This window comes from Bacillus sp. EB V-12 (assembly GCF_056158125.1).
Window position 1 is genome coordinate 18,247 of record NZ_JBUXJL010000011.1, and the last position, 21,794, is coordinate 40,040.

Below are 21,794 nucleotides of genomic sequence, written 5' to 3' on the forward strand. Positions count from 1 at the left end.
TCACATATTGTACACAACTAAGTGTAGAAAAAGCATCATTTAGTGTCAACGTTTATTTTCTAGGAAGAGAAGGTGAATTTCTCAGAAATGCTAAACGTTGACAGGCCTTTCGTTTGAGGTGTATCTTAAAATCAAGCGTAATTATGACTATTTTTCGCCCATAGGGGGGAGACAATTGTGATTCAAACGAAACAAAAAGGCTTGCAAGAAGTTCTTATTGCAGCTATCAAGCGTGCAACTAACGAAAAAACATTGGTTAGTTTTGTAAAACAAATAGACTGGGTGGATCCGCTTCTGTTCTATGCAGCAGGAAAAAGGATTTCATTCGAAAATAGATGTTATTTTGCAGACCCGGCTCAGCATGTAATATTTGCAGGAATTGGCTCTGTTTTCACTATAGCAAATTCTTCTCATAAGCGCTTTCAAACCGCTCGCGACGAGTGGGAGAAAGTAAAAGAGAATGCATTTGTCCAAAGAGATGAATATGAATTTGGAACGGGTCCGCTTTTATTTGGTGGTTTTTCCTTTGATCCAGAAAAAGAGAAAACGGACCTATGGAAAGAGTTTAAAGATACGACATTTTCACTACCAGCATTTTTATTAACTGTAAAAAATGAAAAAGCATGGTTAACGATGAATACATTTGTTTCAGCAACAGATTGTGCAGAAAATCTTTATAACGAAATGATTTCTTTAGAAGAGAAAATTTTGAGAGAGAGTAAATGTGCGCTAAACGGATCGAAATTGACTGTTATTTCTAAAGTAGAAGTGGATCCGAAAGGCTGGATGAAAGCAATTGAAAAAGTACAAGATGAGATGAAGCAGGGTAACGTGCAGAAGGTTGTATTGGCGAGGGAACTAAAAGTAGAGATGAATCATTCGATTGATTCTGCTCTTGTTTTAGAAGCACTTCGCATTGGTCAACCGGATTGTTACGTATTTTCTTTTGATTATAAAGGGGCATGCTTCTTAGGAGCGACGCCTGAGAGATTAATTCGCAAAGAAGATGAGAAATTTACATCGATGTGTCTTGCGGGTTCAATCGGTCATGGTCATTCTATAGAAGAAAGTAAGCGAAATAGTAATGCGCTTCTTCATGATGAAAAGAATTTAGCTGAACATGGGTATGTTGTTAACATGATCCGCTCGGTACTAAATGAACATTGCGAATACGTTAATATTCCGGAAAGCCCAGGTTTATTAACAACGAAAAACTTAATTCACTTATATACGCCTGTAGAAGCAAAAGGCGATGCGAGTCTTTTAACAATGGTAGAAGAATTACATCCAACACCAGCTCTTGGCGGGACACCTCGTTTGGAAGCGATGAAACTGATCCGTGATGTTGAATTGTTAGACAGAGGGTTGTATGGTGCACCGATTGGCTGGATAGATGATGAAGGAAATGGTGAATTTGCGGTTGCGCTGCGCTGCGGATTATTAAACGGCGAGAAAGCATCCTTATTTGCCGGTTGTGGTATTGTAATTGATTCAATCCCGCAGCTTGAATATGAAGAAACAAGTTTGAAGTTTAGACCGATGCTTGGTGCTTTGGAGGAATTAATGAAATGAACAATCATATAGAAGCATTATCATATTATTTAGGCGCGTTCGTGGATGAACTGACGCGTCTAGATGTATGTGATGTTGTCATTAGTCCAGGCTCACGGTCAACGCCGATTGCTTTACTAATGGAACAACACGAAGGAATGAACACATATTTACATGTGGATGAAAGATCAGCAGGATTTTTCGCGCTCGGTATTGCGAAAGCAAAAAAACGTCCAGTAGCATTATTATGTACGTCAGGAACAGCAGCAGCGAACTATTATCCAGCTGTATGTGAAGCTTTTCATTCAAGGGTCCCACTTATCGTCTTAACAGCGGATAGACCGCATGAATTAAGAGATGTGGGTGCACCACAAGCAATGAATCAATTTAATTTATACGGTACTTTTGTGAAACAATTTACAGAGATGGCACTGCCAGAAGCAAGTGAAGCGATGTATCATTACGCTCGTATGACGACGCAGCGTATAGTAGCAAATGCTTGTTTAGCACCGCAGGGTCCTGTTCATCTTAATTTTCCAGTTCGCGAGCCACTTATCCCTGATTTCTCACTAGAAAGCTTATGGGATAAAGGACGTAGTGAATATACAGGAGTAGTTCAGCAAGGAAACGCGGTGATGCCGAGTGAATATGTAGATTCTCTTGTAGGGCGCCTTTCACATATGGAAAAGGGGCTTATTATTTGTGGAGATGATAGTCATGCAGAAATCGCAATGTTTGCAACGCAACTAGCTGAAAAAACTGGCTATCCTATATTAGCAGACCCACTTTCTAATATTCGTAGCGGACACCACGATAAAACAATGGTAATTGACTGTTATGATACATTTTTACGAAATGAAAAGTTAAAAGAAACATGGAAACCGGACGTTTTAATTCGCTTTGGTGGTATGCCTGTTTCTAAATCATTAACGCAGTTCATAAAAAAACAAACAAAAGCAGTTCATATCGTTGTCGATGAATCAGGACAATGGAGAGATCCAGCTCTTGTTGCGACAGAAGTTGTGCAAGCAAGTGACATTGAATTCTGCAAGGCATTAATAGAAAAAATGCCAGTTATGAAAAAGAATGATTGGTCCCTAATGTGGCAACATATAAACGAAAAAACGAAGGAAACGCTTCGTGAAATGGAAACATATGAAACTGCATTTGAAGGAAAGGTTATTACAGATATTGTGCGCGTATTACCAGAAGACGCAACGTTATTTGCGAGCAATAGTATGCCAATTCGTGATACAGACTCATTCTTCTTCACATCGGATAAAAACATCCATGTGATGGCAAACCGTGGTGTAAATGGTATTGATGGAATCATTTCGACAGCTCTAGGAGCAAGCGTTATTTGCGATCCACTTGTATTAGTAATTGGTGATTTATCATTTTATCACGATTTAAACGGGCTGTTAGCAGCGAAATTACATGAATTAAACATAACAATTGTCGTTGTAAATAATGATGGTGGGGGTATTTTCTCATTCTTACCACAGTATGAGAAAAAGGAACATTTTGAATCATTATTTGGAACACCAATTGGACTTGATTATGAGCATGTTGTCAAAATGTACGGCGGTTCATTTAGCCGTGTAAATGGTTGGGAGCAATTCCGAGAAGAAGTTCGAAAAGGAACGACGACAGAAGGTTTACACGTTGTGGAAATTTGTACGAACCGTGATGAAAACTTAACATTGCACCGTACGTTATGGGCAAAAACACAGGACGTAATTACTACATCTTTACAAGGTGAATCAAAATGAAAGTAACGCTGCAAGGTGTATCGTATGAATATGAAGTAGTCGGAAGCGGGGAACCACTTCTACTTCTTCATGGTTTTACGGGAAGCATGGAAACGTGGCGTTCTTTTATCTCTTCATGGAGTGAGCAGTTTCAAGTTATTGTAGTTGATCTTGTTGGGCACGGAAAGACGGAGAGTCCTGAAGATGTTGCGCATTATGATATCCGAAATGTGGCATTGCAAATGAAAGAACTACTAGATTACCTTCATATTGAAAAAGTACATATACTTGGCTACTCAATGGGAGGAAGACTGGCGATTACGATGGCATGTCTATATCCAGATTATGTACACTCTCTTTTATTAGAAAATTGTACAGCTGGGCTCGAAGACGAAGCGGATAGAAAAGAACGTCGTGAAAAAGATGATCGACTTGCCGATAAAATTGAGCGAGAAGGCATAGAAAGTTTTGTATCGATGTGGGAAGATATTCCGCTTTTTGCAACGCAAAAACGTTTAGCAAAAAACGTACAAGAAGCGGTGCGAAAAGAACGACTTGCTAACAACCCAAAAGGGCTCGCAAATAGCTTGCGCGGCATGGGAACGGGGGCTCAGCCTTCCTGGTGGGATGAGCTGAAAAACTTAAAAATACCTGTTCTTTTAATGAACGGAGAATATGATGAAAAGTTCTTCCGCATATTAAAAAACATCGAAAAATGCGTCTCTGACGCGAAATTTGTCAAAATTCATGGTGCTGGCCATGCAATTCATGTGGAACAACCGGAAAAGTTTGATACAATAGTAAAGGGATTTCTAAAAACTATGCAGTGATACTTTTTTCAGTAAGAAGGAAGCCACGCTTATAGGTGAAATCAGAAATATACAAGGAGGTAGTTGTAATGGCTATTGAATGGGTAAAAGAAGGCAATTACGAAGATATTATTTATTCAACATACAATGGTATCGCAAAAATTTCGATTAACCGTCCTGAAGTACATAACGCATTCCGTCCAAAAACGGTAATGGAGTTAATCGACGCTTTTGCACAAGCTCGTGATGATGCAAATGTTGGCGTTATCATTTTAACAGGTGAAGGGGGACGTGCATTCTGTTCTGGCGGCGACCAAAAAGTTCGCGGTCATGGTGGATATGTAGGTGACGACCAAATCCCTCGTTTAAACGTATTAGACTTACAACGTCTAATTCGCGCAATTCCTAAACCAGTTATCGCAATGGTAGCAGGTTATGCAATCGGTGGTGGACACGTACTTCATATCGTATGTGACTTAACAATCGCTGCAGACAACGCTGTATTCGGACAAACAGGTCCTAAAGTAGGAAGCTTTGACGGTGGATACGGAGCTGGTTACTTAGCTCGTATGGTAGGCCACAAGAAAGCTCGCGAAATTTGGTACCTATGCCGTCAATACAACGCTCAAGAAGCGCTTGATATGGGCTTAGTAAACACTGTAGTACCATTAGAAGAGCTTGAAGCAGAAACAGTACAATGGGCACAAGAAATTTTAGCAAACAGCCCAATGGCACTTCGTTTCCTAAAAGCTGCATTCAACGCAGACACAGACGGTCTAGCTGGTATTCAACAACTAGCTGGAGATGCAACGTTATTGTACTACACAACTGACGAAGCAAAAGAAGGTCGCGACGCATTCAAAGAAAAACGCAGTCCGGACTTCGGTCAATTCCCTCGTTTCCCGTGATCAAACCAAAAGCGAAAGCGGCTCGCCAATAAAGTGAGACGCAACGAAAAGGTCAAACCGGAAACAAAACAACTAAGAGACTTGATATCATATCAAGTCTCTTTCTTTCATGAAAGGAGAATGAATGATGGAGACGATGCCAAATTGGTTAATGCAACGTGCATTTTTAACACCAGATCGCACTGCAATTGAAATAGAGGAAGAGAAAGTTACTTTTATGGAGCTGCATGAAAAAGTAGTATCTGTTTGTGAACACCTCACGCATGTTGGAGTGGAGCGAGGGCAAAAGGTGGCTGTTCTGATGAAAAATGGTATGGAGATGATTACAGTTATTCACGCCCTATCTTATGTAGGTGCAGTAGCTGTGCTTTTAAATACGCGTCTTTCAAGAGAAGAGCTACTTTGGCAAATGGATGATGCTGAAGTTGTTTGTTTAGTAACGGATCAAGATTTTGATGCTAAAGATGTTCCTGTTTATTCATTCGCCGAAGTGATGAATGGACCAAAAGAGGAAGCCTCTATACAAGAAGAGTTTTCTTTAGAAGAAACGATGACAATCATTTATACGTCAGGGACGACAGGAAAACCGAAAGGCGTTATTTTAACGTACGGTAATCATTGGGCAAGTGCGGTCGGCTCTTCGCTTAACTTAGGGCTTCGTGATGATGATTGCTGGTTAGCTTGTATGCCGATGTTCCACGTTGGCGGACTATCTCTTTTAATGAAAAATATTATGTATGGCATGCGCATTTTACTCGTTCCGAAATATGATGCGGATTTTATTCATAAAGCACTTCAAACGAGAGGCGTAACGATTATTTCTGTCGTTTCTAAAATGTTAACTGATTTATTAGAGAGACTTGGGGCAGAGACATATCCATCTTCTTTACGATGTATGTTACTTGGCGGAGGACCAGCGCCGAAACCGTTATTAGAAACGTGTGTAGATAAAGGAATTCCTGTGTATCAAACGTATGGTATGACAGAAACGTCTTCGCAAATTTGTACGTTATCAGCTGATTACATGTTAACGAAAGTAGGATCAGCTGGAAAACCACTATTTCAGTGCCAGCTTCGTATCGAAAAGGACGGCGTAGTAGTGCCGCCACATGCGGAAGGTGAAATCGTAGTAAAAGGACCGAACGTAACAGGCGGTTACTTTAACCGTGAAGATGCGACGCGAGAGACTATTCAAAATGGATGGCTTCATACTGGCGACCTCGGTTATTTAGACAAAGAAGGGTTTTTATACGTATTAGATCGCCGCAGTGATTTAATTATTTCTGGCGGAGAGAATATATACCCAGCTCAAATTGAAGAAGTGTTACTCTCCCATCCGGCAGTAGCGGAAGCTGGTGTTGTCGGCATGGCTGACGATAAATGGGGACAAGTACCAGCTGCTTTTGTTGTGAAAAGCGGCGCGGTAACAGAAGAAGAAATTCTTCACTTTTGCGAGGAGAAATTAGCGAAATATAAAGTGCCGAAGAAAGCATGTTTCTTAGAGGAATTACCACGTAACGCTTCGAAAAAATTGTTAAGACGAGAGCTAAGACAATTAGTGGAGGAGATGTAGGTGGAAATAAAAAAAGCGACACTGTATATAACAGAAATGCCACTCTTAATCCCATTTGCTGCAAGCTACGGGACTTACGAAAAGCGTGAGAGTATCGTTATTGAATTAGAGGATACGGACGGGTACATTGGATTTGGGGAAGTCGTTGCATTCTCTGAACCGTGGTATACGGAAGAAACGGTGAAGACGGCGCTGCATGTACTGCAAGACTTTTTAATACCTGATTTATTAAAGGCTGAAATTTCTCATCCGAATGAGGTACCGGGTCTATTTCAACATATAAAAAGAAACCGAATGGTAAAAGCCGGAATAGAGGGGGCTGTTTGGGATTTATATGCGAAGCGTCAAAAGAAATCGTTAGCGACAGTACTTGGCGGAACTAGTCACGAAATTGAAGTCGGCGTTGTAATTGGCCTTAATACGATTCCAGTTATGTTAAAACAAATCGAGAAGTACGCGGAAGAAGGATACGAGCGTTTTAAAGTAAAAATAAAACCGGGGCATGATTATGAGTTATTGAAAGAAATTCGTAAAGAGTTTCCGCATATCCCGTTAATGGCTGATGCAAATTCAGCATATACATTAGGGGATACGGAGAGGCTGAAACGACTAGATGAATTCCAATTAATGATGATTGAACAACCGTTAGCGGATTACGATTTTCTTGATCACGCGGAATTGCAAAAGAAAATTGAAACGCCGATTTGTTTAGATGAAAGTATTCATAGTTTAGAAGATGCACGCGTTGCGATTACGCTTGGCAGCTGCCAAATTGTGAACATTAAACCAGGGCGAGTGGGCGGATTAACAGAATCAATCCAAATCCATAATTATTGTATGGAACATAACGTACCCGTTTGGTGCGGTGGTATGGTAGAGATGGGGATTTCACGAGCGCAAAATGTTGCGCTTGCGTCATTGCCTAACTTTACGATTCCAGGAGATATATCTGCTTCTAGTAGACATTGGGAGCAGGATATTATTTGGCCGGAAGTGACGCTTGAGGGCGGGAAAGTGATGGTGCCGCAAAGCGTTGATGCTGAGTATGAAGTAGATCGCGGAAGATTGGAAGAAATTACGAAGCAGCGGATTGTGTTTGAGCGGTAAATGGAAGTTTCATTAGGATGCCCGCAAATAGCGAGAGGATTTTGTCGTTCATTGTCGGTAAGTCGATATATTTCAATAATTGCTGATATAATTTGAGTTACGGTTGATATAATTGGAAAATCGCTGATATAATTCAAGTTGTGTTCGATATAATTAGAAAATCGCTGATATAATTTTATTTACCAAGGTTACTCTAACGAGTAGCCTTTTTGTATTGTACAAATTGGATAGACTAGTTTACAATCGAGCGTATAAAAATGGAATGAAAAAGGGGGAGTAAAATGAAGCGCATTTCAATTTTAATAGCGGATGACGAGGCAGAAATTGCTGATTTAATTGAGATACATTTAGAAAAAGAAGGATACCATGTTGTGAAGGCAGCGGATGGGGAAGAGGCGGTTCATATTATTGAAACGCAGCCAATCGACTTGGTGGTTTTAGATATTATGATGCCGAAAATGGATGGATATGAGGTGACACGTCAAATTCGCACGAAACATCATATGCCGATTATTTTTTTAAGCGCGAAAACTTCGGACTTTGATAAGGTGACAGGTCTTGTACTAGGCGCGGATGATTATATGACGAAGCCTTTCACACCGATTGAATTAGTTGCACGTGTAAATGCACAACTGCGTAGGTTTTTTACGTTAAATCAACCGAAAGTAGCGGAGAGTAAATCTGCTTTAGAAATAAGCGGAGTCGTAATTAATCCCGAGCGTAGGACGGTTGATGTATATGGTGAGCAAATTGAATTAACGCCGAAAGAGTTTGATATTTTATATTTATTAGCGAGTCATCCGAAGAAAGTGTACAATGTGGAAAATATTTTTCAGCACGTATGGGCAGACGATTATTATGAAGGTGGAAATACAGTAATGGTACATATTCGTACGTTGCGTAAGAAACTTGGAGAAGATAAAAGAAAGGATAAATTAATAAAAACAGTGTGGGGAGTAGGTTATACTTTTAATGGCTAATATGATGAAAAGTTTTCGATTTAAAATGATTGCCTTATTTGCGTTAAGTATGGTGCTTGCAGCAACTGTAACTTATATAATTTATAAAGGATTGCAGCTGTATTATAAAACGATGGTTCGCTACGAAGAGCCTTTAGCACAATTTAGGTCAATGGTAAGGGAATTTGGAGACATTAATTTCTTTTTAATTTTCTTTATTCCGTTATCTATTATCTTTTTCTTCTTTTTGACAAAACCGTATTTAAAATACTTTGATGAAATTTCTAATGGGATTCATCATCTTGCGAACGGTAACTTTACGAATAAAGTTCAAGTTTCATCAAATGATGAGTTTGGAAATATCGCGCGTGAAATAAATGTTGCAAGTGAAAAGTTAAAAGAAGCTGTTGAAAGAGGAGATTTTGCTGAAAGTAGTAAAAGTCAGCTCGTTGTGAATTTAGCTCATGATTTAAGAACACCATTAACATCCGTGTTAGGATATTTAGATTTAATTCTTAAAGATGAAAATTTAACAAAAGAACAAATTAAACATTTCTCCACAATTGCATATACGAAATCGCAAAGACTGGAAAGCTTAATTGATGAGCTATTTGAAATTACACGTATGAATTATGGCATGCTAAAGCTGGATAAAAAGCCGATTGATATAAGTGAGTTGCTTATACAGTTAGAGGAGGAATTGTATCCGTTATTAGAAAAACATCATTTAGAAGCTAGATTGAATGTGGCTCCTCATTTACCGATGCACGGTGATGGAAAATTGTTAGCTAGAGTATTTGAAAACTTGTTAACAAATGCCGTTCGTTACGGCTATGATGGACAATTTGTTGATATGAATGGGTATGTTGATAATGGAGAAGTTGTCGTACAAATTATGAATTACGGAGATAGCATCCCGGAAGAAGATTTACCGTATCTTTTTGATATGTTCTATACAGGTGATAAAGCAAGAACTGAGAACCGTGGCGGGACAGGCCTTGGACTATTTATTGCGAAAAATATTGTCGAGCAACATAACGGTACGATTTCTGCTGAGAGCAATGTAGTTAGAACGATATTTGAAGTACGATTGCCAAAAGACGAGAATGTAACAATTTAATAAAAATTTAAACTTTACCCCACTTTTTATTTTAATAGTTTTTTCTATTCTATACGTAAGTTACGTTAAGGAGGAACTAGAAATGAAAAAGTGGGTATTTATTTCTTTTTTTATAGTATGCACAGTATGTGTAGGCGTTTATATATCACCGTTATTTCAAAAGGAAATCGACGTTAAAATTGTCGGGAAAGATGAGCTAGTAAAGGCGGCAAACACCGATGGGAAAGAGATTACGAAGGAACAAATTTATAAGGGCGATTTATTATTAGTTAACAGGGATTATCCAGTAAAAAAAGATAGTATTAGGTCTGATATTATAAATGTAAATCATAATAGTGAATTAGTAAGAGGTTATGTAATATTTGATAGAAATCTTCGTTTATCAAAGGATGTTGTGAAAAAGTTTTTGAACGTTGTCGATGCGGCTGGAAAAGAAAGTGTTAACCATTTTTTGATTAGTAGTGGTTATAGAGATTTCCAAGAGCAAAAACAGCTATATGAAAAAATGGGATCTGATTATGCACTTCCAGCAGGATACAGTGAACATAATTTAGGATTATCACTGGACATTGGGTCTACTCAAAAGAAAATGGAGAAAGCGCCTGAAGGAAAATGGATTGAAGAGAACGTATGGAAGCATGGCTTTGTATTACGTTATCCGAAAAATAAAAGTAACATTACAGGCATTCAATATGAGCCATGGCATATACGTTATGTAGGCTTACCTCATAGCGCAATTATGCAAAAAAAGAATTTCACACTAGAGGAATATTTAGAGTTTTTAAAAGAGGAAAAAGAGATTTCAACTGAAGTAGAAGGTAAGAAATATACTGTTTCTTATTATAAAGTTTCTGAGAATATGAAAGTGAACGTTCCAGCAAACAAGCAGTATGAAATTTCCGGGAACAATATGGATGGGGTTATTGTGACGGTTCAGGAATAGAGAAAGAGGTTGTTCCGTTTGGAGCAACCTCTTCGTATATATAAGAAAGGGATTGATGTTTTTTGTCGGTAAATCGATATTCTTTGTCGAATCGTTGATATATTGTGAGTTACGGTAGATATAATTGAAAAATCGTTGATATATTGTAAGTTATGATAGATATATTCAAAAAATCGTTGATATAATTTCCTATACTATTAGCATTTTGGAGGAGCATCTTTTTATTTGCTTTTAAACATTATAACGTTATATTTACTTCTCCCTTTTTTTGTGTTACGCTAAACGTGTGAAAGAGATATAAAATGAAACTTTAATGTAAGCGTATTCTTATGGCTTCTTATAGAAAAGGGTGGAAATACAATGACAGAACGATTCGTACTACGTAATGTGAAACGTGTGAACGGGGAAGAGATTGACATTGTAATTGAAAATAATAAAATCGCACAGGTGACGAAAGCTGGTGCTGGCGAGGGTGGAAAGGTTCTTGATTACTCTGGTACTTACGTATCGAGTGGTTGGATTGATTTACACGTTCATGCTTTTCCAGAGTTTGATCCGTATGGCGATGAGGTGGATGAAATTGGCGTTAAGCAAGGGGTAACGACAATTGTTGATGCGGGTAGCTGCGGAGCTGATCGTATTGCAGATTTAGTAAAAAGTAGAGAGCAGGCAAAAACGAATTTATTTGCCTTTTTAAATATTTCTCGCATCGGTTTGAAACGAATTGATGAACTATCCAATATGGAATGGATCGATAAAGAGAAAGTAATAGAAGCAGTAGAAAAGTATAAAGATGTAATCGTTGGGTTAAAGGCGAGAATGAGTAAAAGTGTCGTTTGTGATAGCGGAATTGAACCGCTTCATGTTGCACGCTCTTTATCCCGTGAAACATCATTACCAATTATGGTACATATCGGTTCAGCGCCTCCTCGCATTGAGGAAGTTGTACCTCTTTTAGAAAAAGATGATGTCATTACACATTACTTAAACGGGAAAGAAAATAATTTATTTGATGAAGAAGGCAAACCGCTACCTGTATTACTAGATGCAGTGAATCGTGGTGTTCATTTAGATGTTGGTCACGGTAATGCTAGTTTTTCTTTTAAAGTAGCAGAGGCGGCGAAGCATCACGGTATTGCTTTTAATACAATTAGTACAGATATTTACCGGAAGAATCGCGTGCATGGTCCAGTGTATAGTATGGCTCACGTTCTTTCGAAATTCCTTTACTTAGGTTATCCGCTAGAAGAAGTAATTGATGCGGTTACGAAAAATGCAGCAGAGTGGCTTAAAAAACCAGAGCTTGGCCGTATTCAAGAAGGCGATATTGCAAACTTAACTTTATTTACGGTGAAAGATGAGAAGGTTACGTTAATTGATTCAGAAGGGGATCAGCGCATTGCTGAAAGAAGGATTGATACGAAAGGGGTTGTAATTAATGGGTCATTCATTGAATGCTAAGTACGGATTAAAAAGAGTAATTAATGCGAGCGGTAGAATGAGTATTTTAGGTGTATCTGCTCCTACAGATACAGTAATGGATGCGATGAAACATGGGGGACAAAATTATGTGGAAATTGCTGATTTAGTAGATAAAGCGGGAGACCATATTGCGAGAATTCTAGATTCAGAGGCAGCGGTCGTTGTGAACTCAGCATCGAGTGGAATTGCGCTTTCTATCGCTGGTATCGTTACAGAAGGAAATCGCCGTAAAAGTGAAAGACTTCATCAAGAAGTAATCGCGAAAAACGAAGTGATTATGTTAAAAGGTCATAACGTTCAATACGGTGCTCCTGTTGAAACGATGATTTACTTAGGCGGCGGTAAACTTGTAGAAGTTGGCTATGCAAATGAAGGGAAAGCAGAGCATATTGAAGATGCAATTGGTGAAAATACAGCAGCGATTCTGTATGTGAAATCACATCATGCAGTGCAAAAAAATATGATTTCTGTTGAAGAAGCATGGGAAGTTGCGCAGCGAAATAAAGTACCGCTTATCGTGGATGCAGCAGCTGAAGAAGACATTCAAAAATATGTGAAGTATTCAGATCTTGCTATTTATAGCGGTTCAAAGGCAATTGAAGGACCTACTTCTGGTATTGTGGGCGGTAAAAGAAAGTATATTGAATGGCTGAAAGTGCAATTACATTGCATTGGAAGAAGCATGAAAGTTGGGAAAGAAACAACTTTTGGTTTACTTCAAGCACTTGATGAGTACGGAGTAAAAGAAGATAAGAGCGAGCAAGAAAAAGAATTGCTACAAATACTTATGCCGCTAAAAGAATTAAATGGTGTAAATGTAACGATCGTTCAAGATGAAGCTGGAAGAGCAATCTTTCGAGCTCGTATTCATATTAACGAGAAAGAATTAAATAAATCAGCAAAAGATGTTGTGACTGCATTACGCGAAGGGGAAATTGCCATTTATACACGTGATTACGGAGTAAGACAAGGATTCTTTGATATTGATCCACGTCCACTTCAAGGTGATGACATATATGTGATTGAAGAAAAATTGAGAGAAATTGTAGGGGGAAACTAAAATGACAAACATTCAAAAACGTTTTTATAAAGACCGCGTAGCATTAAATGTATTGGCAAACAATATCCAAAATGCGAAAGATATTTTTGAAGCAGCAGAAGGATATGTAGTAGTAGGTGTTTTATCAAAAGATTATGCAACTGTAGAAGAAGCTGTTACAGCGATGAAAGCATACGGAAAAGAAATTGATGACGCTGTATCAATCGGACTAGGTGCAGGAGATAATCGCCAAGCGGCAGTTGTCGCTGAAATTGCGAAGCATTATCCTGGCAGTCATATTAACCAAGTGTTCCCTTCAGTTGGAGCGACACGTGCAAATCTTGGCGAAAAAGATAGCTGGATTAATAGTTTAGTATCGCCAACAGGAAAAGTAGGTTACGTAAATATTTCTACTGGCCCAATTAGTGCGGCTGGAGAAGAAAAAGCAATCGTTCCAATTAAAACAGCGATTGCACTTGTACGTGATATGGGCGGAAATTCATTGAAGTACTTCCCAATGAAAGGGCTAGCTCACGAAGAAGAATATCGCGCAGTTGCGAAAGCTTGTGCGGAAGAAGGATTCGCATTAGAGCCAACAGGCGGAATTGATAAAGAAAACTTCGAAACAATTGTACGTATTGCGCTTGAAGCAAATGTAGAGCAAGTTATCCCGCACGTGTACTCTTCTATTATTGATAAAGAAACTGGTAACACGAAAGTAGAAGATGTGCGTGAATTATTAGCAGTCGTGAAGAAGCTAGTTGATCAATATGCGTAAGAAAATTGCAGCGTTCGGCGAAGTAATGATGCGCCTGCAAGTACCTGGATATGAATTGTTGTCGCAAGCTAACACGTTAAATTACTCATTTTCAGGTACAGGTGTGAACGTTGCAGCGGCACTTTCTCACTTAGGGCATGAAGGGCTTCTTATTTCAACTTTACCGGAAAATTCGGTTGGAGATGCAGCTGTATCTTACATTCAAAAGTTAGGGATTCAAACTTCTCTTGTTTCAAGAGGCGGTAAATATGTAGGTATGTATTTTTTAGAAAATGGATTCGGTGCACGTGCAAGCCGCGTTACGTATTCGAATCGACTAGAAAGTAGCTTCAATACGGCGTCTGAAGAGATGTACCAATTTGAAGAAATTGCTAAGGAAATTGATATCGTTCATTTTTGCGGTATTACACTTGCGATGAATGATACGGTGCGCCATCATATGAAGTCTTTAGCGAGAGCAGTTAAAGAAAACGGAGGAACCGTCGTTTTTGATTGTAATTATCGTCCATCACTTTGGGGAGAAGACGGATATGAACAGGCAAAACCGCATTATGAAGAAATGCTGGGACTTGCTGATATCGTTATGATGAACGAAAAAGATGCAATGTTTGTTTTAGGAATAAAAACCGAAGAAACGGAGCGAGAGGCGCAACTTGTTGATCTTATTCCAAAGGTAGCTGAAACGTATCATATCGCTACAATCGCTGGTACTCATCGCTCTATTAACAGTGATAATACACATTCGCTTCGCGGGTTTATATGTAAAGATGGAACGTTCACTTTTGCAAAAACACTTACGTTTTCTGTATATGATAGAATAGGTGCTGGAGATGCTTATACGAGCGGAATTATTCATGGCGAGATAAAGGAGTTCGCACCAGAGAAAGCTGTTTCATTTGCGTCAGCAGCTGGAATGCTAGCACATACAATCGTCGGTGATACGCCAATGTCATCAGAGAAGGATATACTTCGGGCAATGACGGCATCAGTAGGTGATGTAGAAAGGTAGTGGGTGTAACGGTGAACGTAACGAGAAAAAAAGGACCATTATATTTGCAAATAAAAAATATTATTCGTGATCGAATATTGCATGGTGTATATGCGATTCATACGAATATTCCTTCCGAACCGCAGTTAGAAGAAGAGTTCAAAGTGAGTAAAATTACAGTGCGAAATGCGATTAAAGAACTCGCTCAAGAAGGATATTTGGAAAAGAAAAGCGGTAAAGGAACGAAAGTCATCCGCAATACTTCTGCGACAAAACTGTCAAAGGGTAAGAAATTTACTGAAGTGTTAGTGGAAGAAGGATATAAAGTACAGAAGAAATTGCTAAAAGCAGAAATTGTGCAGAATGAAGAAGGAACAGTGCCATTTCGATTATTCGGTAAGGAGAGTTTTCGTATTGAACGTTTATATACGTTAAATGATGCACCGTACATTCATTATACGCACTATTTCTCAGCAGGAATGGCAAGTTCAGATTTATCGGATTTTGACTTGCAATCGCTTTATGATTTAGTTGAAGACCGAGGTATTCATTTAGAAAACTTCAGAGATGAATTCGCTGTTGGACTCGCGCCTATTTTCGTTGCAGAAGCGCTAGGTGAAAAAGAGGGGACAGCGCTATTAAAACGCATGCGTTATTCTTACGATGAAGTTGGCGAAATAATTGAATATAGCGAAGGCTACTACAATACAGAAATGCAGCATTATGTAGTGAATTATGACGTATAAAAAAGAGGGGATTTTCCCTCTTTTTTTATAAAGTAAGGAGAATGGGAGATGGATATATACTTATTAATCGTCACGTTACTTGCAATTGCGATTGTTATTTTAGGGGTATCATGGTGGAAATGGCATGCATTTATTAGTTTAACAGTTGCGAGTTTGTTTTTAGCTATCATGTCTGGACTGAACTTAACGAAAATAGTGACTGCCTATGAAACTGGTGTTGGTAGTGTACTAGGGCATTTAGTTGGTATTTTAGCTCTCGGAACAATTTTAGGGAAAATGATGTCCGATTCAGGGGCCGGCATGCAAGTGGCAGATTTCTTTATTCGATTTTTCGGTGTAAGGAAACTACCTTGGGCTATGTTATTTGCAGGATTTGTTATAGGGATTCCAGTGTTTTTTGAAGTGGGGATCGTCATTTTATTACCACTTGTTATTTCCATTCGAAAAACGACGAAGCAAAATATATTATTAATTGCGTTACCTGTCATTGCAGGATTATCTATTGTTCACGGGCTCGTGCCTCCGCATCCAGGGGCGATGACAGCAATCGGTATTTATAACGCGAACTTAGGAAAGGTACTTTTATATTCATTAATTATCGCGTTACCAACAGCCATTATCGCAGGACCGATATTTGCAAAGTGGGTACATAAAAGGGTTATACCTGAAAATGAACCAGAGCTTATTCGAGTTACGACTGTCTCAACTGATTTGCCGAGTCGTAAAGTTTCATTCTTTATTATTTTACTACCAGTTGTATTGATGATTTTATCAGTAGTTGCACCATATATTTCATTACCGAAAAAAATGACTGAATTTTTCGTGTTTATAGGAAGTCCAGTAATCGCCTTACTTATTTCATGTTTCGCAGCATTTTATTTACTTGGTATCAAACAAGGAATTAATAAAAAGATGATTAAAAAATTAACAGACGAAAGTTTATTACCGGTCGGTTCCATTATTTTAATTATCGGTGCAGGCGGTGGATTTAAACAAATATTAATTGAAAGTGGCGTTGGAACGGCCATTGCGCAAATGGCAGAACATATATCGTTATCACCAATTGTATTAGCTTTCATGGTAGCTGGATTAATTCGAATTGCAACAGGTTCAGCGACAGTAGCATTAACGACAGCAGCAGGGATTGTTTCACCAGTTATTCAGCACATGTCTGGTGTGAATTTAGAGTTGCTTGTTATTGCAACCGGTGCAGGATCATTGATGTTTTCTCACGTAAATGATGCAGGGTTCTGGCTTGTAAAAGAGTATTTAGGTTTGACGGTGAAGGAAACGTTTAAAACGTGGACGGTACTCGAGACATTGTTATCATTTATTGCATTTGGTTTTGCTCTTTTGTTGAATATGTTTCTTTAGGAGAGGAGATCAGATTTAAACGAATAAAACCTACAGAGGAAATGTAATTTCTCTGTAGGTTTTATTCGTTTTTTGTGCTTTCTATTACTTAATGGAACGGACATACTGATCTTCTCCATCGTCTTTGACAAAGACTCCTAGCTCATTCAAATCTTTGCGTAAATGCTTCTTTTTTTTCGAGTTTCCTTCTCGAAGGGCATTTCGTCTTTCATACAAAATAGTATTTATGCTTTTATTAAATCGCTCATCCTCTAATTTCCATAAGCTATACTCATGTTTATAAGGATCTTGTTCCACCCAGGGGAAGCCGTGCATTAAGAAAGTATCTTTAATTTTGCTTGGGGTAATGTCAGATGTTTCACGTAACCATTCTCGGTCTTCTTGATCAATGATAACCACTTGACGCTTATCTACAAAAACGGCTTTTACATTTGATCTGGTGATTTGTTTCTTTTGATCGTCCTTATTCACGTGAATGCTTTCCGAAGTAATGTTCATTTTTAAAGCTTCACTATAAATAATTAAAGAAAATAAAATTCCTGCAATAACACCAATTAGCATGAGGATAATAGGAAGCCAGAAGGGGTTAATAGAATGTAAAAGTTCTATAATTTTTGAATCAGAAAAGAGAGGAATCTTTTTTATAATCTCTATTAATTTAGGGGAAAAATATCCAATAACGCCTAAAAGGATGGGACTTGCTATAGCAAGTAATTTTTCTAAAAAACCTAATCCAATGACAGATGCCTTTTTCATGTGTAGTTCATCCTTTCTTATATATTTTTTTTAACCAGGCATGTTTTAAACAGTGAGTTTCTTCACCATTTTTATGAGCTCATCTGAGTAATTTTCTATGGATATAGATGAATTTGCCTTCAGCATTCTTTCTTCGATTGCTCCTAAAATAAATGAAGCTAATGTGTCGGTTTGGAAAGAATCGGAAAACACGCCATTTTGTTGACCAGTCTTCAAAATATCTAATAACATCGTTCTAAGAGCATCCTCCTCTTCGTCGTCTTCGATTCTGTAATAAGGAACGTTCTCTTCATTTCTTGCATTAAAGACAATCTCAATTAAGGCAATATTATTTTTGTAATGAGTTTCTTGATAAGCCAAATGTGCTTCAATAAAAGCCTCTAGTTTATTTATTTCAGATTGAGCTAATAGTACTCGATTAGTAATAAATTCATGTTGTTTGGCAACTAAAAATTGTAATGTACGGTTCATAAGGTAAAGCTTATCATTAAAATGATAAGAAATAAGTCCGGTACTAATCTTAGCCTTTTTTGCCACCTTCGTTAAGCTCAAGTTGTTATATCCAACCTCTTCTAATGTATCAATACATGCAAGAATAATTTGTTCACGCCTAGCCTCTGCGATAAAAGAATCAGTCACGCTATTCAACTCCTGATTTATATAATTTGAATGTATAATCAAAAAATTGATTGATCGTTCAATTAAATATTAGTAAGAAATTAAGAGGATGTCAAATGTTTTATGCTTACATCTGGATAAGGCTCATTCGCTTTTTAATAAAGCCCAATTGCTAAAACAAGCCCGTTTTTAGGTAAGCCAAGCTTCCTATTCGCCCTGAAAACATAATATAAATGGAATCCCCTCATTTAGAGCAAGGTGAACTTGTTATGAATGATACTAAAGGAGGAATAGGGTAATGAGCGAAAAGTGTGAACACAGACATGATGATTGTAACCGCAGACATGGTTGCGGAGGCGGTTTTGCGCTTCTAATCGTATTGTTTATTTTATTAATTATCATCGGTGCTAGCTGCTTCGGCGGAGGCGGCGGTTGTGGTTATGGCGGTTACGGCGGCTACGGATATGGTGGCTACGGCGGATATTGCTGCTAATTATTAAAAACTATTGAAAATGGCCTTGTGCAATACGCACAAGGCCATTTTATTCATATTTTTATATGCTGTGATAATTTATTAATGTACAGAGAACGGATTAAGAAGAAGAAAATGATCTCGATAATCCCGAAAAAGGTGAGTACGATACATGTCTCTTTTAGTAATGAGAAAGAGAACATGCTTTGTAAAAACTTAACTGCAAATAACGTGTGAATACCAGCAACGATGTAAGGGACGAAAAATAAAATTCCTAATTGAATCGTTGCAGAGCGAAACATTTCTGATTCAGTTAAGCCAAGCTTTGTAATCGTAATATACTTTTGTCTTTCAGTTGTTAAGTCATTATACATACGGAAATATAAAACACTAGCTGCTCCGATAAAGAAAATAAAGCCGAGAAATGCCCAAATAAAGAATTGAGCGACTGCATTTCCTTTACTATGAACGAGTTCATCCGTAGCTGTATAAATATAAAATGGTTTAATGAAATCTTCTTCATTTTTATGTGCTTCATACAAGGTTTCTGCATCATGATTTAAGCTTTTTAATATATTTTTTGTTGGGACAATTGCATTTTCCCAATTTTCCACGAAGTAGTTATAGACTGTAATTGTTTCAATATGAGGAATCATATTTTCAATTACTTCATCTTGCATCACAATTAAGTGAGGTAATGCAAAGGGAGGCTCAATTCCTCTATTAATAAAACCTTTAATTTGAAATTCCTTTTTATTAGAGCCAAGTGTAATCGTGTTCTGCTTCGCAAATGGGTTAGACACGAGATTTAATAACACTGGTGAATAGCGAGAAATATTATAAACTTGTGAAGAATCGAGAGTGATTTTTGGTCTGTTTAATTGCTGTGCTATTGCGTTATAATCACTCATTTTCATAATGGCAATTGATTCTTTTGAAGCTGTATCTTTTAAAACGGTAAATTTATATTTGTCATATTGAAAATTAGCATTTGTAAGTTCAGTTTCAATCGTAGTAATATGCTTTTGTTCAAATGCATTAACACCTTCTGATGTATAGGTGAATGGTATTGGATATCGTTCTAGTATGGGTGCTTTCGTATTATTGTTTGCAGCAAATAACCCGATAATAATTGTAAATGCAAGTGCAGATAGCATAGAAACAATAAAGAGTACATTAATATTACTGCGTGTACGAGAAACTAAATCTGAAATCCATAACATATTTATTTGTTTTAAATAAAACTTTCTTCGTTTCTTTAAAATATAGATAAAGAGAAGAAATGTTTGTGAAAAAAATAAATACGTCCCAACTACTACAAGCGGTAAAATAGATAGCATAATTAAGAATACAGATCCATTTTGTGCATTTTTTTCCGTTATGTAGCCTTGCGGATAACCAGCAATATAATAGCATAGTCCTAAACAAGTTAAAGCAAATAGTGAAATCAGTATAGATGGTTTTTTTTCGCTCTTCTCTTTGTTAACGCCCTTAATAAGCTTCGTTGTTTTTCGAGTACGAATAAACATTGGTGTAAATGTAGAAACGATTAAAAATAAGATGATAAACGTTACGGTTGTAACGATAATCGCTTCTGTTGGCCAATATAAATAGAGACCTTTCGCGTTTGTTAATTTCGAAGTGACTAATAAGAAAAAGTTAGAAAATACAAGTCCACCTTGAATGCCGATAAAGATAGACAATATCCCGATTATCATATTTTCAGTAAATAACAGTCTCTTTAATTGTCTCTGTGAGATACCGAGAATGGTGAGTATCCCGAATTGCTGCTTCCGTACATTTAAAAATGTTCCAATTGAATATAAGAGAAAGAAGAACGAGAACATAACAATCACAAGCTGTGCTGTACTAGCTAAGTTCATTAGAGGATCACGTTCTTGGAAACTTTGTACACTTTGTAACCGCGGGTGATACGCGTATACAGTAAATGAAAAGAAAACCATGATAGAAAACGCACTACTTACAAAGTAGGCGAAATATGCTTTCGAATTACGTGAGACATTTTTAAATGCGAATTGCCAAAATGTCATCCACGTCTTCCTCCTAATAATGCTAAAACATCTAATATTTCTTGATAAAATTTCTCACGGTACAATCCGCGGTGTAGTTCATTGTAAAGCTCTCCATCTTTAATGAAAATAACACGGTTACAATAACTTGCTGCAAACGGATCATGGGTAACCATTAAAATCGTTGCATCTTCTTCTTTATTTAATTTCGTAAATAGCTCCATTACGTCAATTGCCGCTTTTGAATCTAAGTTTCCTGTCGGTTCATCGGCAAGTAGAAGTGAAGGATGATGAATGACAGCACGTGCTACTGCGGTACGCTGTGCTTGTCCCCCGGAAACTTCAAAAATACGCTTGTCCAAAATATGATCAATTCCAAGCTTTTTTGAAATGTTATCAAGCTTTTCATCCATTTCTTTTAATGGAACATTATCTAATGTTAAAGGTAGTACGATATTTTCACCGATTGTTAGTGTATCTAGTAGGTTAAAGTTTTGGAAAACAAATCCTAACTCTTGGCGGCGGAAAATAGCTAACTTCTCTCTACGAAATGTGTGCGGTTTTTTTCCGTTAATCACGACATCACCAGAAGTCGGAGAATCGATTGTAGAGATAACGTTTAAAAATGTAGATTTCCCGCTACCAGATGGTCCCATAATGGCAACGAATTCACCTTTATCCACGTGTAAATTTATATTTTTTAAAGCAGTATGAGGGACTTTTCCCTCATATACTTTTGAGACGTTTTTTATGTGTAATACTTCTTCCATAGTAATCACCTTTCTACTTT

The 21,794-nt window shown here is 37.7% G+C and carries 20 protein-coding genes; 16 read left to right on the forward strand and 4 right to left on the reverse strand.

The window, feature by feature from the left end; translation table 11 throughout:
- Positions 1 to 177 precede the first annotated feature (177 nt).
- From ACZDYH_RS24915 to gntP, 15 genes are all read left to right on the forward strand, one after another.
- The gene (locus tag ACZDYH_RS24915; RefSeq protein ID WP_016123513.1) at positions 178 to 1,572 is read left to right on the forward strand and encodes an isochorismate synthase; all 1,395 of its coding nucleotides are present in this window, start codon (positions 178 to 180) and stop codon (positions 1,570 to 1,572) included.
- On the forward strand, positions 1,569 to 3,323 hold the full coding sequence (gene menD, locus ACZDYH_RS24920; RefSeq protein WP_001059195.1) for a 2-succinyl-5-enolpyruvyl-6-hydroxy-3-cyclohexene-1-carboxylic-acid synthase: 1,755 nt from the start codon (positions 1,569 to 1,571) through the stop codon (positions 3,321 to 3,323). Before ACZDYH_RS24915 ends, menD begins: the two co-directional genes overlap by 4 nt.
- A complete protein-coding gene (gene menH / locus ACZDYH_RS24925; RefSeq protein WP_016123511.1) occupies positions 3,320 to 4,132 on the forward strand; it encodes a 2-succinyl-6-hydroxy-2,4-cyclohexadiene-1-carboxylate synthase in 813 nt (270 codons plus the stop codon). Before menD ends, menH begins: the two co-directional genes overlap by 4 nt.
- A 68-nt stretch (positions 4,133 to 4,200) precedes the next feature.
- Positions 4,201 to 5,019 (forward strand): 1,4-dihydroxy-2-naphthoyl-CoA synthase, encoded by an 819-nt coding sequence (menB, locus tag ACZDYH_RS24930; protein WP_000963881.1) that lies wholly within the window; start codon positions 4,201 to 4,203, stop codon positions 5,017 to 5,019.
- A 127-nt stretch (positions 5,020 to 5,146) separates the two neighbouring features.
- Positions 5,147 to 6,592 carry an o-succinylbenzoate--CoA ligase gene (locus tag ACZDYH_RS24935; protein WP_033695228.1) on the forward strand — a complete coding sequence of 482 codons (1,446 nt, stop codon included), beginning with the start codon at positions 5,147 to 5,149 and terminating at the stop codon, positions 6,590 to 6,592.
- Positions 6,593 to 7,699, forward strand: coding sequence for an o-succinylbenzoate synthase (gene menC / locus ACZDYH_RS24940; protein ID WP_434713013.1), 1,107 nt, complete (start codon positions 6,593 to 6,595; stop codon positions 7,697 to 7,699).
- A gap of 281 nt (positions 7,700 to 7,980) precedes the next feature.
- Positions 7,981 to 8,679: a response regulator transcription factor gene (locus tag ACZDYH_RS24945; RefSeq protein ID WP_163092707.1), complete on the forward strand. Its 699-nt coding sequence runs from the start codon at positions 7,981 to 7,983 to the stop codon at positions 8,677 to 8,679.
- Positions 8,672 to 9,778 carry a sensor histidine kinase gene (locus ACZDYH_RS24950; RefSeq protein WP_025709983.1) on the forward strand — a complete coding sequence of 369 codons (1,107 nt, stop codon included), beginning with the start codon at positions 8,672 to 8,674 and terminating at the stop codon, positions 9,776 to 9,778. The genes ACZDYH_RS24945 and ACZDYH_RS24950 overlap by 8 nt, the downstream gene beginning before the upstream one ends.
- Positions 9,779 to 9,860: 82 nt before the next feature.
- Entirely contained in the window at positions 9,861 to 10,721 is an 861-nt protein-coding gene (locus tag ACZDYH_RS24955) for a D-Ala-D-Ala carboxypeptidase VanY (protein ID WP_000759406.1), read from the forward strand.
- A 360-nt stretch (positions 10,722 to 11,081) separates the two neighbouring features.
- Positions 11,082 to 12,182 (forward strand): amidohydrolase/deacetylase family metallohydrolase, encoded by a 1,101-nt coding sequence (locus ACZDYH_RS24960; RefSeq protein WP_025709984.1) that lies wholly within the window; start codon positions 11,082 to 11,084, stop codon positions 12,180 to 12,182.
- The gene (locus ACZDYH_RS24965; RefSeq protein ID WP_006915668.1) at positions 12,160 to 13,263 is read left to right on the forward strand and encodes a DgaE family pyridoxal phosphate-dependent ammonia lyase; all 1,104 of its coding nucleotides are present in this window, start codon (positions 12,160 to 12,162) and stop codon (positions 13,261 to 13,263) included. Before ACZDYH_RS24960 ends, ACZDYH_RS24965 begins: the two co-directional genes overlap by 23 nt.
- Before the next feature lies 1 nt (position 13,264).
- Positions 13,265 to 14,020 carry a 2-dehydro-3-deoxy-phosphogluconate aldolase gene (gene dagF / locus ACZDYH_RS24970; RefSeq protein WP_000181896.1) on the forward strand — a complete coding sequence of 252 codons (756 nt, stop codon included), beginning with the start codon at positions 13,265 to 13,267 and terminating at the stop codon, positions 14,018 to 14,020.
- On the forward strand, positions 14,013 to 15,029 hold the full coding sequence (locus tag ACZDYH_RS24975; RefSeq protein ID WP_006915669.1) for a sugar kinase: 1,017 nt from the start codon (positions 14,013 to 14,015) through the stop codon (positions 15,027 to 15,029). Before dagF ends, ACZDYH_RS24975 begins: the two co-directional genes overlap by 8 nt.
- Positions 15,029 to 15,754 (forward strand): GntR family transcriptional regulator, encoded by a 726-nt coding sequence (locus ACZDYH_RS24980; protein WP_000539276.1) that lies wholly within the window; start codon positions 15,029 to 15,031, stop codon positions 15,752 to 15,754. Before ACZDYH_RS24975 ends, ACZDYH_RS24980 begins: the two co-directional genes overlap by 1 nt.
- A gap of 48 nt (positions 15,755 to 15,802) precedes the next feature.
- The gene (gene gntP, locus ACZDYH_RS24985) at positions 15,803 to 17,128 is read left to right on the forward strand and encodes a gluconate permease GntP (RefSeq protein ID WP_000356182.1); all 1,326 of its coding nucleotides are present in this window, start codon (positions 15,803 to 15,805) and stop codon (positions 17,126 to 17,128) included.
- An 84-nt stretch (positions 17,129 to 17,212) separates the two neighbouring features.
- Here gntP and ACZDYH_RS24990 read toward each other — a convergent pair whose 3' ends face one another.
- Positions 17,213 to 17,884, reverse strand: coding sequence for a YqeB family protein (locus tag ACZDYH_RS24990; RefSeq protein WP_000710347.1), 672 nt, complete (start codon positions 17,882 to 17,884; stop codon positions 17,213 to 17,215).
- Positions 17,885 to 17,929: 45 nt separating this feature from the next.
- Positions 17,930 to 18,523, reverse strand: coding sequence for a TetR/AcrR family transcriptional regulator (locus ACZDYH_RS24995; protein ID WP_088362124.1), 594 nt, complete (start codon positions 18,521 to 18,523; stop codon positions 17,930 to 17,932).
- Between the two features lie 277 nt (positions 18,524 to 18,800).
- Here ACZDYH_RS24995 and ACZDYH_RS25000 point away from each other — a divergent pair, with 277 nt between their 5' ends.
- A complete protein-coding gene (locus ACZDYH_RS25000; RefSeq protein WP_001290395.1) occupies positions 18,801 to 18,995 on the forward strand; it encodes a YjcZ family sporulation protein in 195 nt (64 codons plus the stop codon).
- A gap of 53 nt (positions 18,996 to 19,048) precedes the next feature.
- Here the strand turns inward: ACZDYH_RS25000 and ACZDYH_RS25005 are convergent, their stop codons facing one another.
- Together ACZDYH_RS25005 and ACZDYH_RS25010 are read right to left on the reverse strand one after the other, a co-directional pair.
- Complete coding sequence (locus tag ACZDYH_RS25005) at positions 19,049 to 21,025, reverse strand: FtsX-like permease family protein (RefSeq protein ID WP_088362123.1); 1,977 nt, start codon at positions 21,023 to 21,025, stop codon at positions 19,049 to 19,051.
- Complete coding sequence (locus ACZDYH_RS25010) at positions 21,022 to 21,774, reverse strand: ABC transporter ATP-binding protein (RefSeq protein WP_000393250.1); 753 nt, start codon at positions 21,772 to 21,774, stop codon at positions 21,022 to 21,024. Before ACZDYH_RS25010 ends, ACZDYH_RS25005 begins: the two co-directional genes overlap by 4 nt.
- Positions 21,775 to 21,794: the final 20 nt, after the last annotated feature.

Coding starts and splice junctions, on each gene's coding strand:
- ACZDYH_RS24935 (WP_033695228.1), top strand. CDS start 5,147: ATGGAGACGATGCCAAATTGGTTAATGCAACGTGCATTTTTAACACCA.
- gntP (WP_000356182.1), top strand. CDS start 15,803: ATGGATATATACTTATTAATCGTCACGTTACTTGCAATTGCGATTGTT.
- ACZDYH_RS24960 (WP_025709984.1), top strand. CDS start 11,082: ATGACAGAACGATTCGTACTACGTAATGTGAAACGTGTGAACGGGGAA.
- ACZDYH_RS24950 (WP_025709983.1), top strand. CDS start 8,672: ATGGCTAATATGATGAAAAGTTTTCGATTTAAAATGATTGCCTTATTT.
- ACZDYH_RS25010 (WP_000393250.1), bottom strand. CDS start 21,774: ATGGAAGAAGTATTACACATAAAAAACGTCTCAAAAGTATATGAGGGA.
- dagF (WP_000181896.1), top strand. CDS start 13,265: ATGACAAACATTCAAAAACGTTTTTATAAAGACCGCGTAGCATTAAAT.
- menD (WP_001059195.1), top strand. CDS start 1,569: ATGAACAATCATATAGAAGCATTATCATATTATTTAGGCGCGTTCGTG.
- ACZDYH_RS24990 (WP_000710347.1), bottom strand. CDS start 17,884: ATGAAAAAGGCATCTGTCATTGGATTAGGTTTTTTAGAAAAATTACTT.
- menH (WP_016123511.1), top strand. CDS start 3,320: ATGAAAGTAACGCTGCAAGGTGTATCGTATGAATATGAAGTAGTCGGA.
- ACZDYH_RS25000 (WP_001290395.1), top strand. CDS start 18,801: ATGAGCGAAAAGTGTGAACACAGACATGATGATTGTAACCGCAGACAT.
- ACZDYH_RS24955 (WP_000759406.1), top strand. CDS start 9,861: ATGAAAAAGTGGGTATTTATTTCTTTTTTTATAGTATGCACAGTATGT.
- ACZDYH_RS24965 (WP_006915668.1), top strand. CDS start 12,160: ATGGGTCATTCATTGAATGCTAAGTACGGATTAAAAAGAGTAATTAAT.
- menB (WP_000963881.1), top strand. CDS start 4,201: ATGGCTATTGAATGGGTAAAAGAAGGCAATTACGAAGATATTATTTAT.
- ACZDYH_RS24945 (WP_163092707.1), top strand. CDS start 7,981: ATGAAGCGCATTTCAATTTTAATAGCGGATGACGAGGCAGAAATTGCT.
- ACZDYH_RS25005 (WP_088362123.1), bottom strand. CDS start 21,025: ATGACATTTTGGCAATTCGCATTTAAAAATGTCTCACGTAATTCGAAA.
- ACZDYH_RS24975 (WP_006915669.1), top strand. CDS start 14,013: ATGCGTAAGAAAATTGCAGCGTTCGGCGAAGTAATGATGCGCCTGCAA.